Annotated in this window: 11 protein-coding genes; 6 read left to right on the top strand and 5 right to left on the bottom strand. The window is 62.7% G+C overall.

Translation table 11 applies throughout. The features are described 5' to 3' along the window. The first annotated feature begins 84 nt into the window (after nucleotides 1–84). Nucleotides 85–789: a tRNA (N6-threonylcarbamoyladenosine(37)-N6)-methyltransferase TrmO gene (gene tsaA, locus Aeroheme_RS06230; RefSeq protein WP_411166888.1), complete on the top strand. Its 705-nt coding sequence runs from the start codon at nucleotides 85–87 to the stop codon at nucleotides 787–789. A 71-nt stretch (nucleotides 790–860) separates the two neighbouring features. Here tsaA and Aeroheme_RS06225 read toward each other — a convergent pair whose 3' ends face one another. From Aeroheme_RS06225 to Aeroheme_RS06215, 3 genes are read right to left on the bottom strand one after another with little or no spacing between them, the layout of a single operon-like run. Next, nucleotides 861–1,982 (bottom strand): beta-ketoacyl-ACP synthase III, encoded by a 1,122-nt coding sequence (locus Aeroheme_RS06225; protein WP_411166887.1) that lies wholly within the window; start codon nucleotides 1,980–1,982, stop codon nucleotides 861–863. 55 nt (nucleotides 1,983–2,037) lie between these two features. After that, nucleotides 2,038–3,201 carry a vWA domain-containing protein gene (locus Aeroheme_RS06220; RefSeq protein WP_411166886.1) on the bottom strand — a complete coding sequence of 388 codons (1,164 nt, stop codon included), beginning with the start codon at nucleotides 3,199–3,201 and terminating at the stop codon, nucleotides 2,038–2,040. Beyond that, the gene (locus Aeroheme_RS06215; RefSeq protein WP_411166885.1) at nucleotides 3,202–4,044 is read right to left on the bottom strand and encodes an AAA family ATPase; all 843 of its coding nucleotides are present in this window, start codon (nucleotides 4,042–4,044) and stop codon (nucleotides 3,202–3,204) included. Nucleotides 4,045–4,207: 163 nt separating this feature from the next. Between Aeroheme_RS06215 and cysK the strand changes: the two genes are divergently transcribed. The 5 genes from cysK to Aeroheme_RS06190 all read left to right on the top strand — a co-directional run bounded on the left by cysK (nucleotide 4,208) and on the right by Aeroheme_RS06190 (nucleotide 9,020). Next, entirely contained in the window at nucleotides 4,208–5,176 is a 969-nt protein-coding gene (cysK, locus tag Aeroheme_RS06210; protein WP_234691720.1) for a cysteine synthase A, read from the top strand. 440 nt (nucleotides 5,177–5,616) lie between these two features. Then, on the top strand, nucleotides 5,617–5,874 hold the full coding sequence (locus Aeroheme_RS06205; RefSeq protein WP_005303128.1) for an HPr family phosphocarrier protein: 258 nt from the start codon (nucleotides 5,617–5,619) through the stop codon (nucleotides 5,872–5,874). Nucleotides 5,875–5,918: 44 nt separating this feature from the next. Beyond that, a complete protein-coding gene (gene ptsI, locus Aeroheme_RS06200; protein WP_234691719.1) occupies nucleotides 5,919–7,646 on the top strand; it encodes a phosphoenolpyruvate-protein phosphotransferase PtsI in 1,728 nt (575 codons plus the stop codon). A gap of 43 nt (nucleotides 7,647–7,689) precedes the next feature. Continuing rightward, a complete protein-coding gene (crr, locus tag Aeroheme_RS06195; protein ID WP_005325875.1) occupies nucleotides 7,690–8,199 on the top strand; it encodes a PTS glucose transporter subunit IIA in 510 nt (169 codons plus the stop codon). Nucleotides 8,200–8,474: 275 nt separating this feature from the next. Then, nucleotides 8,475–9,020 carry a cytochrome b gene (locus Aeroheme_RS06190; RefSeq protein WP_163157852.1) on the top strand — a complete coding sequence of 182 codons (546 nt, stop codon included), beginning with the start codon at nucleotides 8,475–8,477 and terminating at the stop codon, nucleotides 9,018–9,020. 69 nt (nucleotides 9,021–9,089) lie between these two features. Here Aeroheme_RS06190 and Aeroheme_RS06185 read toward each other — a convergent pair whose 3' ends face one another. After that, entirely contained in the window at nucleotides 9,090–12,848 is a 3,759-nt protein-coding gene (locus tag Aeroheme_RS06185) for an AAA family ATPase (protein WP_411166884.1), read from the bottom strand. After that, nucleotides 12,845–14,071 carry an exonuclease SbcCD subunit D C-terminal domain-containing protein gene (locus Aeroheme_RS06180; protein WP_411166883.1) on the bottom strand — a complete coding sequence of 409 codons (1,227 nt, stop codon included), beginning with the start codon at nucleotides 14,069–14,071 and terminating at the stop codon, nucleotides 12,845–12,847. Before Aeroheme_RS06180 ends, Aeroheme_RS06185 begins: the two co-directional genes overlap by 4 nt. Nucleotides 14,072–14,091 lie beyond the last annotated feature (20 nt).

Raw genomic sequence — 14,091 nt, 5'->3', positions numbered from 1 at the left:
GCGGCAAGGGCTCCCTCCTGTGGCGACGCCTGCGTTTTCGGTCCGGCTGTGCTACATTGCCGGGGTTTTCAGCCAGGATCCGCCATGAAGTTCGACATCGACACCCTAGGGATCATCCGCTCTCCCTACAAGGAGAAGTTCGCCATCCCCCGCCAGCCCGGCCTGGTCAAATCGGCCCGCGCCCGCCTGGAGCTGCTGCCTCCCTACGATCAGCCGGATGTGCTGCGGGGCATAGAGCAGTTTTCCCACCTCTGGCTCAGCTTCGTGTTTCACCAGACCATGGCCCAGGGCTGGCACCCGACGGTGCGTCCGCCGCGCCTCGGCGGCAACGAGCGGGTCGGGGTCTTTGCCACTCGCTCCACCTTCCGCCCCAATCCCCTCGGCCTCTCCGTGGTCGAGCTGCACGGGGTGGGCCGAGAGCGTGGCAAGCTGTGGCTCGATCTCGGCGCCGTGGATCTGCTGGACGGCACCCCTGTGGTCGATATCAAGCCCTATATTCCCTATGCCGACAGCCTGCCCCACGCCCGGGGCGGCTTCGCCCCCGAGGCCCCCACACCGCCGCTGTCGGTGAGCTTCAGCCCGGAGGCGGAGCAGCAGCTCACACCCTGGCTCAAGGCCCACCCCGAGCTGCGCCAGCTGGTGAGCGAGGTACTGGCCCAGGATCCCCGCCCCGCCTACAAGAAGGGCAAGACGGACGACAAGGAGTACGGCGTCAGGCTGTTCGACCTCAATGTGCGTTTTCGCATCAGCGAGCCCGACTGCCTGGTGTCGGCCATAGAGCCCGCCTGATCTTCGCCAGCCCAGGCCCATAAAAAAACCACCCGCCCGGGTGGTTTTTTGCTGCCGCCGGATGGCGGCACTCAGAGGCGCTGCAACAGCAGGCTGCCGATGGAGTAACCGGCGCCGAAGGAGCAGAGCACACCGCGGGCCCCGCTCGGCAAGTCCTGGTTGAACAGGTGGAAGGCGATGACGGAGCCCGCCGAGCTGGTGTTGCCGTAGCTGTCCAGGATCACCGGCGCCTCCTGCTGGCTGGCATCGTGCCCCAGCAGCTTGCGGCCGATGAACTGGTTCATGGTGAGGTTGGCCTGATGGAGCCAGAGCCGGCTCAAGGAGTCTGCCGCCCACCCCTGCTCATAGAGCTGAGCGCTTATCTGGTCGCACACCAGGGGCAGCACCTCCTTGAACACCTTGCGCCCCTGCTGGCGGAACAGCTTGTCATCTCCATAGCGGGTACGCGGGCTGAAGCGGTTCAGGAAGCCGAAGTTGTTGCGGATGTTGTTGGAGTACTGGGTCACCAGCTTGCTCGCCACCAGTTGCCAGGGATTGGCTACCTTGCAGTCGGCCTCCCGTTCCAGCAGCACTGCGGTGCAGGCGTCGCCGAAGATGAAGTGGCTGTCTCTATCGCGGAAATTGAGATGCCCCGAGCAGATCTCGGGATTCACCACCAGGGCCAGTCTGGCGGTGCCGGCCGCCAGCAGATCCGCCGCCGTCTTGATGCCGAAGGTGGCGGAGGAGCAGGCCACGTTCATGTCAAAGGCCATGCCGCTCGCCCCCAGATAGTGCTGCAGCTCGATGGCCAGCGCCGGGTAGGGACGCGGCATGTTGGAGGCCGCCACTATGACCAGATCTATCTCGCCGGGCTCGCGACCGGCGGCGATCAGCGCCTGCTCGGCGGCGGCCACCGCCATCTCCACCATGATGGAGGGCTGGTCATCGGGGCGCTCCGCCAGCAGGGGCTGCATGATGTCGGGATCCAGCACCCCCTCCCTGCTCACCAGATGGCGGCTCTTGATGCCCGAGGCCTTCTCGATGAACTCGCAGCTCGAGTGCTGCTTGGCCGCCAGCTGACCGGCGTCGATGGCGGAGGCGTTCTCCTCGTTGTAGAGATCCACATACTGGTTGAAGGCCGCCACCAGCTCTTCGTTGCTGACGGCAAAGGGCGGGGTATAGAGGCCTGAGCCACTGATTACGATAGAGGTCATCTTTGCTCCTGGCCGGGTGCAATCCCGGCTTGTCTGTTTTTTTGGGTTCAGAGGTTCATAGCTGATCGATCGCTGCGGCGAGACCAGCCAGGGTCAGCGGGTGCATGCGCCCGCCAATCACGTCATTCATCAACTTGATGGAGGGGTACCAGAGCCACTCCTGCCTGGGGACCGGATTGATCCACACCAGCTTGGGGAAGTGATGCTGCAGGCGCTCGAGCCACACCTGGCCGGGCTCCTCGTTCCACTGCTCCACGCTGCCGCCGGGCCGGGTGATCTCGTAGGGGCCCATCTTGGCGTCCCCCACAAAAATCACCCGATAGTCGCTGCCGTAGGTGCGCAGCAAGCTCAGGGTATCGACGCGCTCCTGGGCCCGGCGGCTGTTGTCCTGCCAGACGAAGTCGTACAGGCAGTTGTGAAAATAGAAGAACACCAGGTGCTTGAACTCGTGGCGCAGGGCACTGAAGAGGCGCTGCACCTCGGCCACGTGGGCATCCATGGAGCCCCCCACATCGAAGAACACCAAGAGCTTGACCCCGTTGTGACGCTCGGGGCGCAACTTCACATCGAGCCAGCCCTGGCGGGCCGTGCTGCTGATGGTGTCGTCGAGATCCAGCTCCGAGGGATTGCCCTTGCGCACCCAGCGCCTGAGCTTGCGCAGGGCCAACTGGATGGCCCGCTGGCCGAGCGGCGAGTCGTCGCTGAAGTTGCGGTAGTAGCGCGCCTCCCACACCTTGGTTGCCTTGCCATGCTGGCCCTCGCCTCCCATGCGGATCCCCTCCGGGTGAAAGCCGCCATGGCCGAACGGGCTGCTGCCCCCTGTGCCCACCCACTTGTTGCCGCCGGCGTGGCGCGCCTTTTGTTCGCGCAGGCGCTGGTTGAGGGTCTCCAGCAACTTGTCGAGCCCGCCGAGGGAGTTGAGCAAGGCTTTCTCCTCAGAGCTCAACAGCCGCTCGAACTCCTGGCGCAGCCAGTCATCCGGCAGCGTCTCGGGCAGCAGGGGGATGGCCTCCAGCCCCTGGTAGTATTCGGCGAAGGCGCGATCGAAGCGATCGAGGTGGGCCTCGTCCTTCACCAGCAGGCAGCGGGACAAGCGATAGAAGTCGTCCATGTCCACGCTGGCGAGTCCGGCCGCCAGGGCACCATGGAGATCCAGCAACTCGCGCAGGCTGCAGGGCAGCTGGTGACGACGCAGATGGGTGAAGAAGTCGATCAGCATTCAGCCGCCGCGCCGCGCCAGGAAGGCCAGCTTCTCGAACAGGTGCAAGTCCTGCTCCGTCTTGAGCAGGGCGCCATAGAGGGCGGGCACCAGCTTGCCCGGCTCCCGGCTGCGCAGCGCCTCGGGGGCTATGTCATCGGCCAGCAGCAGGCGGATCCAGTCCAAGAGCTCTGAGGTGGAGGGTTTCTTGCGCAGCCCCTCCACATTACGCAGCTCGAAGAAGAGATCCATCGCCTCAGCGAGCAGGCTCTCCTTGAGATCCGGATGGTGCAGCTGGACTATGGCCTGCATCTCGGCCTTGTCGGGGAAGCGGATGTAATGGAAGAAGCAGCGGCGCAGGAAGGCGTCCGGCAGCTCTTTTTCATTGTTGGAGGTGATGATGACCACGGGACGCTGGCGCGCCTTGACCCGCTCCCCTGTCTCGTAGACGTCGAACTCCATCCGATCCAGCTCCAGCAACAGATCGTTGGGAAACTCGATGTCGGCCTTGTCAATTTCATCGATGAGCAGCACAGGGCGCTGCTCGGCGCAAAACGCCTGCCACAATTTGCCCCGACGAATGTAGTGGTGGATCTCCCCCACCCGGGGATCCCCGAGCTGGGAGTCCCGCAGCCGGGCCACCGCATCGTATTCATAGAGCCCCTGCTGGGCCTTGGTGGTGGACTTGATGTGCCAGCTGATGAGGTCGGCACCGAGCGACTCGGCGATCGCCTCGGCCAGCACCGTCTTGCCGGTGCCCGGCTCACCTTTGATCAGCAGCGGCTTCTCCAGCACTATGGCGGCATTGACGGCCATACTCAGTGACCTTGATGCGAGATAGCGATCGCTTCCTGCAAATCCCATGAGATCCATTCCTTTGGTCGCAGGAGAACCTCAAGGTCCTTCGGCGAGAGAGAATAAGTTCTATATGTTGTAATAACATATTGTTATAACGATTCGTCACTTCTCATTCAGAAACCACAGGGTAATCTTGTTTCATCGCCTTAACAAACACAGGGATAGCACCATGAGCAAAATTTTTGAGGACAACAGCCAGACCATAGGCAACACCCCGCTGGTTCGTCTCAACCGTGTTACCAAGGGCCGCGTGCTGGCCAAGATCGAGAGCCGCAACCCCAGCTTCAGCGTCAAGTGCCGGATCGGTGCCAATCTCATCTGGGATGCCGAGAAACGCGGTGTATTGACCCAGGGCAAGGAGATCATCGAGCCTACCAGCGGCAACACGGGTATTGCCTTGGCTTTCGTGGCGGCTGCCCGTGGCTATCCCATCACCCTGACCATGCCGGCCACCATGAGCCTGGAGCGTCGCAAGCTGCTCAAGGCGCTCGGCGCCAACCTGGTGCTGACCGAAGGCCCCCTCGGCATGAAGGGCGCCATCGCCAAGGCCAACGAGATCCTGGAATCCGAGCCGGGCAAGTATGTGCTGCTGCAGCAGTTCGAAAACCCCGCCAACCCCGAGATCCATGAGCAGACCACTGGCCCCGAGATCTGGGATGCCACCGACGGCGAGGTGGATGTGTTTGTGGCAGGTGTCGGTACCGGCGGCACCATCACAGGGGTCTCCCGCTATATCAAGCAGACCAAGGGCAAGGCCATCATCTCGGTCGCGGTCGAACCGACCGAGTCCCCCGTCATCAGCCAGAAACTGGCGGGTGAAGAGATCAAACCCGGCCCCCACAAGATCCAGGGCATAGGCGCCGGTTTCATTCCGGGCAACCTGGACCTGACACTGCTGGATCGCGTCGAACAGGTGAGCAGCGAGGAGTCCATCGAGATGGCTCGCCGCCTGATGGAAGAGGAAGGCATACTGGCGGGGATAAGCTCAGGCGCCGCCGTGGTGGCTGCCGCCCGTCTGGCCGAGCTGCCGGAGTTCAAGGACAAGACCATCGTCGTCGTGCTGCCGAGCGCCGCCGAACGCTACCTCTCCAGCGCCCTCTTCGCCGGCGTGTTCAGCGAGCAGGAACTGCAGCAGTAATTGATCGTCTTACATCAAAACAACGGCGCCCCTGGGGCGCCGTTTTCATTATGCGCTAAACTCAGTAGCCATCAGTGTCAGTCGGCCCCTTATTTTTTGGGGTAAAATAACAAACTTGGGCCTGACAAAAAAAGCAGACATTCTGTGATAAATCTCATATCCTGTGCCGCGTCACGAGGTGTTTACCGGCTAGGTATCACAAGGTAACAAAGTGTTATTTTTCGTTATAAATTAATTTCAGGCCAGTCCTGACGCGGCTTTCAGCCCGATAACGAAAAGACTTAGCCTGGACGCCGAATACTGCACAGAAAATTGACCTGGATTAAACCATTGCAGGTCTGATTTCGTTACTTTACAACATATCCATACTGACACGGTGAGACAGGAAGCCTCATTAGCGACCATCTCTCCACACAATATCAATAATATGGGGTGAAACCATGTACGAGAAGTCTGTTGTTATTACTGCTGAAAACGGCCTGCACACCCGTCCCGCAGCTCAGTTCGTGAAAGAAGCCAAAGAATTCCAAAGCGAGATCACTGTGGTCTCCGGTGGCAAATCCGCCAGCGCCAAGAGCCTGTTCAAGCTGCAGACCCTGGGCCTGACCAAAGGCACCAACGTGACCATCCAGGCCGACGGCCCGGACGCTCAGAAAGCCGTTGAGAAGCTGGTTGCCCTGATGGACGAGCTGGAGTAATCCAGCTTTACTCCTCCCCCACAGTCGTTTTAATAGGAAGGATTATGATATCTGGCATTCTTGCGTCCCCCGGTATCGCATTCGGTAAGGCGCTTCTTCTGAAAGAAGATGAAATCGTTATCAATCAGGGCAAGATTTCTGCTGACCAGATTGACGTCGAGATCAACCGCTTCCTCGAAGCCCGCACCAAGTCAGCCGCACAGCTGGAAGCCATCAAAGAGATGGCCGGTCGTACCTTCGGTGAAGAAAAAGAGGCCATCTTCGAAGGCCACATCATGCTGCTCGAAGATGAGGAGCTGGAAGGGGATATCAGATCCTTCATCAAAGACAACAAGGCGTCCGCCGACAAAGCCATCTATGAGGTGATCGAACAGTACGCCAAGATGATGGCCGAGCTGGATGACCCCTATCTGCGCGAGCGCGCCACCGACTTCCGTGACATCGGTACCCGTCTGGTGAAGAACGTGCTGGGCATCGCCGTTGTCAACCTGAGCACCATAGACGAAGAGGTCATCCTGGTCGCCAAAGACCTGACTCCGTCCGAAACCGCTCAGATCAACCTGAAATACGTGCTGGGTTTTGTCACCGACATCGGTGGCCGTACCTCTCACACCTCCATCATGGCCCGCTCCCTGGAGCTGCCGGCCATAGTGGGCACCAACGACATCACTGCGCGCGTCAACAACGGTGACATGCTGATTCTGGATGGCATCAACAACCAGATCATCATCAACCCGACCGCCGAGCAGTTGGCTGAAGCCAAGAAATTCCAGGCCCAGTTCCAGGCCGAGAAGGACGAACTGGCCAAGCTGAAAGATCTGCCCGCCATCACGCTGGATGGTCATCAGGTCGAAGTCTGCGCCAACATAGGTACCGTCAAGGATACCGAGGGTGCCATCCGTAATGGCGCCGAAGGCGTGGGTCTGTACCGCACCGAGTTCCTGTTCATGGACCGTGATGCGCTGCCGACCGAAGAGGAACAGTTCAAGGCCTACAAAGAAGTGGCAGAGGCCATGCCGGATCAGCCGATCATCGTCCGCACCATGGACATCGGCGGCGACAAAGAACTGCCCTACATGAATTTCCCGAAAGAGATGAACCCCTTCCTGGGCTGGCGTGCCGTGCGTATTTTCTTCGATCGCGAAGACATCATGCACGCCCAGCTGAAGGCCATACTGCGCGCCTCTGCCTTCGGCAAGCTGCGCATCATGTTCCCGATGATCATCTCCGTCGAAGAGTTCCGCAGCCTCAAGGCAACCGTGGAACAGCTGAAGGCCGAACTGCGTGCCGACGGCAAAGCCTTTGATGAATCCATCGAAGTGGGTATCATGATCGAGACCCCGGCTGCTGCCGTGATGGCTCATCATCTGGCCAAGGAAGTGGATTTCTTCAGTATCGGTACCAATGACCTGACCCAGTACACCCTGGCTGTCGATCGTGGTAACGAGATGATTTCCGCCATGTACAACCCGCTGTCACCCTCCGTCCTGACCCTGATCAAGATGGTAATCGACGCTTCCCATGACAATGGCAAGTGGACCGGTATGTGCGGTGAACTGGCTGGTGACGAACGCGCCACCCTGCTGCTGCTGGGTATGGGTCTGGATGAGTTCTCCATGAGCGCCATCTCTGTACCGCGTATCAAGAAGCTTATCCGCAACACCAACTTCGAAGATGTGAAGGCAATGGCAGACCAAGCTCTGAGCTATGCGACCGCCGCCGAAATCGAAGCCTGTGTAGATAACTTTATTAAGCAGAAGGCAGTCTGCTAAGATCGGCTGCAAACAGCGACAATCATCTCTAGGAGCTTTTACTATGGGTCTGTTTGATAAACTGAAGAAACTGGTCTCCGATGACAGTTCTGACACCGGCGGCATCGAAATCTTCGCTCCGCTGTCTGGCGAAATCGTGCCCATCGAAGATGTGCCTGACGTTGTCTTCGCCGAGAAGATCGTCGGTGACGGCATCGCCATCAAGCCGGCTGGCAACAAGATGGTTGCTCCGTGCGACGGCACCATCGGCAAGATCTTCGAGACCAACCACGCGTTCTCTCTGGAATCCGACTCTGGTATCGAACTGTTCGTTCACTTCGGTATCGACACCGTCGAGCTGAAAGGCGAAGGCTTCACCCGCATCGCCCAGGAAGGTCAGAAGGTCAAGCGCGGTGATACCATCATCGAGTTCGATCTGGCCGTACTGGAAGCCAAGGCGAAGTCTACCCTGACTCCGGTCGTCATCTCCAACATGGACGAGATCAAAGAGCTGATCAAGATGACTGGCGCCGTGACCGTGGGCGAGACCCCGGTTATCCGCATCAAGAAATAATGCAACGCTGGCTGGTGCCAGCTGCTGCAACAAAAAACCGAAGCCCTGGGCTTCGGTTTTTTTATGCGCAACACCTTGGATCCACCTGCCCCTTAGCCATCTGGGGTTAGCTAGTCCCCTGACCGGGCAAGGGCAATCCGATGCAAAAGCGCGTTCGAGATCAAGGCATTGTCCGGCCAGCCTTGTAGCATGGGTGTGGAAACCACGGGATCCCGGCGCCGTGCGTGACGGGATGGACCAGGGCGATGCAATGCGCCCTCCGGAAGGAGATGAAGATGCTGAAGAATACGGAACAACGTTATGGCAGCCTGAGCATAGGGTTGCACTGGCTGACCCTGCTGCTGATGGTGGCCGTCTATGGGCTGATGGAGTTCAGGGATATTTTCCCCAAGGGCTCGGCCGGACGCGACCTGATGAAGGAGTGCCACTTCATGGTGGGCTTGCTCATTCTGGCGCTGGTGGTGGCGCGACTGCTGGTGCGCTTTGGCAGCCCCTCACCGCGCATAGTGCCCGCCCCCTCGCCCCTGATGCTCAAGCTCGGCCACCTCGCCCATCTGGCCCTGTACGGCTTCTTGATCCTGACGCCGCTGCTGGGTTGGCTGCTGCTGAGCGCGGGTGGCAAGCCCATCCCCTTCTTCGGATTAGAACTGCCCGCCCTTATCGCGCCGGATGATGGCTTGAAGGGAACGATAAAAGAGCTGCACGAGACGCTGGCCAACATAGGCTATGCCCTGATAGCCCTGCATGCTGCGGCGGCCATCTATCACCATCATGTGCTCAAGGACAACACACTGACCAATATGTTGCCCGAGAAAAAATAGCCCGGGCGGACAACAGCAACAAAAAGGCTCCGATACCGGAGCCTTTTTGTTATGGCTGAAGCGTCACCCTCAGGGCAAGACCACCCGGCTCTCGCCGCCGCCGAGGGCTTCGACCCGGATCTGCACGCCGATCCGCTCCACCAGGGTCTGAACGTGGGAGATGACCCCGATCTGGCGACCGGCGGCCTGCAGGGAGTCCAGGCTGGAGAGCGCCAGATCCAGACTGTCCGGATCCAGGGTGCCGAACCCCTCGTCGATGAACAGCGATTCGACCTGGGTCTGGCGGGAAGAGAGGCTGGAGAGGGCCAGCGCCAGCGCCAGCGACACCAGGAAGCTCTCGCCGCCGGAGAGGGAGTCCACTGACCTCACCTCGTCCCCCATGTCCAGATCCACCACCTGCAGCGCCAGATCCGTGCCGGGCACCCGCTCCAGCCGATAGCGCGGCGACAGTTCGCCAAGCTGGGCGTTGGCCTCCAACAATAGACGTTCGAGCGTGAGGCTCTGGGCGAAGGTGCGCAGCTTGGCGCCGCTGGCGGAGCCGATAAGCTCGGACAGTTGCAGCCAGTGATCCGCCACCGCCTGCTGGGCGGCCAGCGCCTCCTGCAGGCTCCCCGCCTTCAGTGCCGCCGCCTCGGCCTGAGCCAGGGTGCTCTTGCACTGGAACAACTGCTCTTCCAGCTCGCCGCAGCGGGCCTCGCAGGCCCCCAGACGCTCGGCAAGGGCCTCGGCAGTGAGGGCGGCCAGCTCTCCATGATGCTCCCGATAGCGCGCCAGCTTGGCCTCCTCCTGAGCCAGCGCACGCTGACGCTCGGTCAGCCGGGTGCGGGCCTCGGCCAGGGCATCGTCCAGACGCTGCAAGGCGGTGCGGCGAGCCCTGAGCTCCTCCGGCGTGATGGCCAACAGCCGACGCAACTCATATTCGGCGATGCCGAGGGTGCCGGCATGGGCCGCCCAGCGCCCCAGCGCCTCGCGGCGACGACGGCTGCTCACCTGCCTGTCCTGCTCGAGATGGGTCAACCTGGCCTTGAGCTCGGTCTGCTTCTCCCGGGCGACCCGCAGCGCGGTCACCGCCTCCTCGAGCTGACTGGCCGCCAGTTGCAGCCGCTGCTGCCACTCCTGCTCGACCAGGGCGATGGCACGGCCTCCGAGGCAGGCCTCCCGGCTGGCAAGCAGCCCCTGACGCTGCTGCTCATGCTCCTTGTAGTCGCGCTCCAGCTTTTGCAGCAGCTCGTTCTGGCTCTGCACCCGCGCCTCCTGGGCGCTCAGGGCCGGGGTCAAAGTGGCCAGCTCGCCCCCTAGCTGCTCCCATTCGCTCTGTCCGCGCAGATACTCCTCGCAGGTCTGCTGCCACTCCTGCCATTGCCGGCTGCCAAGCCACTGGCGCCAGGGCTCGGCCCCCATCTGTTCATCGAGACGGGCCTCCCCCAGTGCAAGGCGTTGGCGCAGTGACGCCTCCTGCTCGGCCAGCGCCTTCAGCTCGGCCTCCCACTCAATCTTCTGCCGCTCGGCTTCCTGCCACTGCTGCTCAAACTGCTGATGGCGGGCGGTCAGCTCGGTCAGCTGGCTGCGCAGCCCCAGCAGCCTCTGCTGCCCCTGCTGGGCCTGCTGCAGTCGTCGCTGCCCGGCCACGAGATCCGACTCCAGAGCCTCTCCCTGTGCCAGCAGGCGAGCCAGCAGCTCGGTCCACTGCGCCGGGCTTTGCCGCAAGGGCAGCCCCTGCCCCAGCAGGGCATCCCCTCCCAGTTGCAGCCAGCGCTGTACCATCTGCTCGGAGCGCGCCTCCAGCTCGGGTTGATGCTGCTGACGGGCGACCAGCTGACGCGCCAGCTCGACCCGCTCGCTCTCCCCCTGAATATGCTGATGGTTGAGCTGCTCCCACTCCAGATCCAGCTGACTGACACGCTCGGCCAGTTGCGCCAGTATGCCGGCCACCTGGGGCTGGCTCCGGGTGTAGGGATGCTCCTCGGCGCCGCAGAGCGGGCAGGGCGTGCCATCGCTCAGCACGTGGCGATACTGCTCGAAGCTGGCCACGGCGCGGGCCTGCTCCAGGGCATGGCGCGCCTCGCCGCGCTGGGTGGCGAGCCGAGCCAGCGCCGGAGCCAGCTCCTCATGCTGGGCCTTCAGCCGGGCAAGATGCTGCTCGAGCAGCGTCATCTCCTGCAGCAAGCGCTCCTGCTGTTCGCTGTGGTTGCGGCCCGCCTGGGCCAGCTCCAGCAGTTGGCGAATCCGGGCCAGTTGCTCTGTCTGGGCCTGACGCTGCTCCTGCGCCCTGGCGACCTCGGCGTCCCACTCCTGCGCCTGCAGCTCATCGTGCAGCTGTTGCAATCGGGTGCGCTCCTGCTGCCAGTAGTCGCGCTCCTGCTGCCCCTGCTCCAGCCGGCTGGCAAGATCCCGCAGGGCATGGCCCTTGTGCTCGCGGCTTTGCAGCACCCGTTGCAACAACTCCCTGTCCGCCGCCCAGTCCTGGATGGCCGCAAGCAAAGGCTGCCACTGGCGCGCCAGCGGGGCCAGGGCCTTGCGCTCCTCGAGCCAGAGAGCCCACTGCTGACGGCGCACCGTCAGGGCCTCGACCCGACTCGCCTGCTGCTGCCACTCCTGCTGCAGCGCCAGTTGCAGGGCGCGAGCCTGGGTCCCCTGCTGCCGGGTCTCCTGCAACTGCTGGCCCTTCTCCTTGAGCCGGGTATCGAGCTCCTGCGCCCGCTTGAGCTCGGGTTGCAGGGCGCCCCACTCCCGCTCGGCGGCAATCTTGTCGGCCAGCAGTTGCTGCTCGCGCAGCGCGGCCTGCTGCAACACAGGTTCAACTTGCTCCAGCTGGGGGGCAAGCTGGCCTATCTGCAGCTCCTGCTGCTGCACCTCCAGGGTGAGGCGGGCGAGTTCGTCGTGATCGGCGCGGGCCACCTGGGCCTGTTCGGCGCGGGCAAACTCTTCCCGCCCGGACGCTGCCTCGCCGTGGGCCGCCTCGGCGGCGGCCAGCGCCTCCTGCCCCTCCCGGCAGGCCTGCAACTGGGCTGCAATCCGCCCGTTGAGATCCCGCAAGTCCTGCAACAGCTGACGCTGCTGCTGTTCGTGCTTGAGGCTGGTGGAGAGGCTCAACTGCCGGGCGACCCAGTGCTCGCGTGTCTCGTCGTCCATCAGGGCCACGTCGCCGAGCCGCTGCTGTATGGTCGCCAGCGCCTGCTGCTCGGCCCGTGCCCGCTCATGGGTCTGGATGGAGATGGCGGAGTAGAGCTCGGTGCCCGTCATCCGCTCAAGCAGGGCGGAGCGCTCATCGGCGCTCGACTTGAGGAAGGCGGCAAACTCCCCTTGCGGCAGTATCACGGCGCGGCGGAACTGCTCCCAGGAGAGGCCCACCAGCTCGTCGATGCGATCCTGCAGCTCCCGCTTGCTGCCACAGAAGACCTGCCCCGACTCGACGTCGGTCAGGCTGCGCTCCTGGGCCTGAAAGCGCCCTTCCGAGCGATTGCGTGCCCGCCGCACCGCCCAGCGCGCCAGCCAGATGCGGCCGTCACAGCCGCGGAACTGCACCTCGGCACAGCCGCTGGCGTGGCCGCGGCTGAGGATATTTTTCACATCATTGGCGGTTAATTTTTCTTTTTCGTCTTCATCCGCTCGGCCAATTTTCTCAACATTCTTGCGATTGGCGATAAAGCGCGGCATCTCGTCATAGAGGGCGAGGCAGATGGCGTCGAGCAGGGTGCTCTTGCCCGCGCCCGTGTTGCCCGTGATGGCAAAGAGCCCGGCAGCCCCCAAAGCGCCACCTGCGAAGTCGATGGTGAAAGCCCCGGTCAGGCTGGCCAGGTTTTCCCCTGCAAGAGACAAGATTTTCATGTATTGGATTCCTTCACCTGCTCCAGGATCTCTTCAAACGACGCCACCAGCTCGGCCGCCGGCTCCCCCTCGAACTGCCGCTGATAGCAGAGGCGGAACACCTCTGTGGGGGATAGCTCATCCAGCCTGCGCCGCTCGCGGCCATCGGCCAGCCCCTCCCCCGAGCCCTGATACTGGGTGCTGATGCGGGCCAGACGCACCGGCTTGCCCGCCATGGCCGCCAGAATGCGCTCGCGGATGCGGGCCTCGGGCTTGGGCAGCAGCAGCCGCACCTCGAGGAAGGGCTGCGCCTCCTGGGAGCAGTCGGGCAGGGAGAGCGCCTCTATGGCGGTGAGCGCCTCCTCGAGTGTGCTCTGGGGCAGGCGGATCATCTCCACCGCACGGGGCACGGGGATCCGTTCAAGCCCCACCAACTTGCCCCCCTCAAACGTCACTTCCAGCACCTGATGGTTGTAGTTGGCCTCGGCGAGGGAGAGCGGCAGCGGCGAGCCACTGTAGTGCACGCCCTCGGCCGGGCTCTGGGCCAGATGGAGGTGGCCAAGGGCGGTGTAGTCGGCGGTGGCGAAGATGTCGGCGGGCAGGGCATGCTGATTGCCGCCGAGCACCCGCCGCTCGGAGAGCTCGGAGAGCTGGCCCGCCGCCAGGTAGGCATGGCCCATGGCGATGAGCGCCTGGCCGGGTTCGCAGCGCGCACGGCCTTGCGCCAGCACTTCCTGGTAGATCTGGCGAACTCCCTCGATCAGCCGATCCTGCCCCTCTTCGAGCGGCTCCACCCTCAGGTCGCTGCTGCGAAGAAAAGGCACGGCGGCGCACCAGGCGGCGACCTTGCCCTCCCTGTCTTGCAGTGGCACCAGCAGGCGATCGGCTTCGAGCCTACCCTCCCCGTCCCGGCTGATGCTGCCCACCAGATGCAGGTCGAAGGCCCGCAGCAGCTCGTGGGGGGCGTCCAGCTTGGAGGGAGAGTCGTGGTTGCCACCGATAAGCACCATGTTGAGGCGGGGCATCTCGGCGCGCAGCCTGGCCAGGAAGCGATAGAGCTGCTGCCAGGCGCTGGCGGGAGGGTTGGCGGTATCGAACAGATCCCCAGCTACCAGCAGGGCGTCGATCTGCCGCGTCTTGATGGTGTCGGTCAGCCAGTCGAGAAAGGCATCGTGTTCGAAGTGGCGCTCATGGCCATGGAGTTGATGGCCAAGGTGCCAGTCGGCTGTGTGCAGGATCTTCATGAAAAACGGCTCGAAAGATA

Source organism: Aeromonas sp. DSM 116730 (assembly GCF_046581335.1).
Lineage (GTDB): Bacteria > Pseudomonadota > Gammaproteobacteria > Enterobacterales > Aeromonadaceae > Aeromonas > Aeromonas rivipollensis.
Note: the sequence above shows the minus strand (reverse complement) of the source record. Positions and strands in the feature narration are given on the sequence as shown.

What these genes read in the sequence shown, in the direction of transcription:
- tsaA (WP_411166888.1), top strand. Translation starts at nt 85, where the DNA reads ATGAAGTTCGACATCGACACCCTAGGGATCATCCGCTCTCCCTACAAG.
- Aeroheme_RS06225 (WP_411166887.1), bottom strand. Translation starts at nt 1,982, where the DNA reads ATGACCTCTATCGTAATCAGTGGCTCAGGCCTCTATACCCCGCCCTTT.
- Aeroheme_RS06220 (WP_411166886.1), bottom strand. Translation starts at nt 3,201, where the DNA reads ATGCTGATCGACTTCTTCACCCATCTGCGTCGTCACCAGCTGCCCTGC.
- Aeroheme_RS06215 (WP_411166885.1), bottom strand. Translation starts at nt 4,044, where the DNA reads ATGGGATTTGCAGGAAGCGATCGCTATCTCGCATCAAGGTCACTGAGT.
- cysK (WP_234691720.1), top strand. Translation starts at nt 4,208, where the DNA reads ATGAGCAAAATTTTTGAGGACAACAGCCAGACCATAGGCAACACCCCG.
- Aeroheme_RS06205 (WP_005303128.1), top strand. Translation starts at nt 5,617, where the DNA reads ATGTACGAGAAGTCTGTTGTTATTACTGCTGAAAACGGCCTGCACACC.
- ptsI (WP_234691719.1), top strand. Translation starts at nt 5,919, where the DNA reads ATGATATCTGGCATTCTTGCGTCCCCCGGTATCGCATTCGGTAAGGCG.
- crr (WP_005325875.1), top strand. Translation starts at nt 7,690, where the DNA reads ATGGGTCTGTTTGATAAACTGAAGAAACTGGTCTCCGATGACAGTTCT.
- Aeroheme_RS06190 (WP_163157852.1), top strand. Translation starts at nt 8,475, where the DNA reads ATGCTGAAGAATACGGAACAACGTTATGGCAGCCTGAGCATAGGGTTG.
- Aeroheme_RS06185 (WP_411166884.1), bottom strand. Translation starts at nt 12,848, where the DNA reads ATGAAAATCTTGTCTCTTGCAGGGGAAAACCTGGCCAGCCTGACCGGG.
- Aeroheme_RS06180 (WP_411166883.1), bottom strand. Translation starts at nt 14,071, where the DNA reads ATGAAGATCCTGCACACAGCCGACTGGCACCTTGGCCATCAACTCCAT.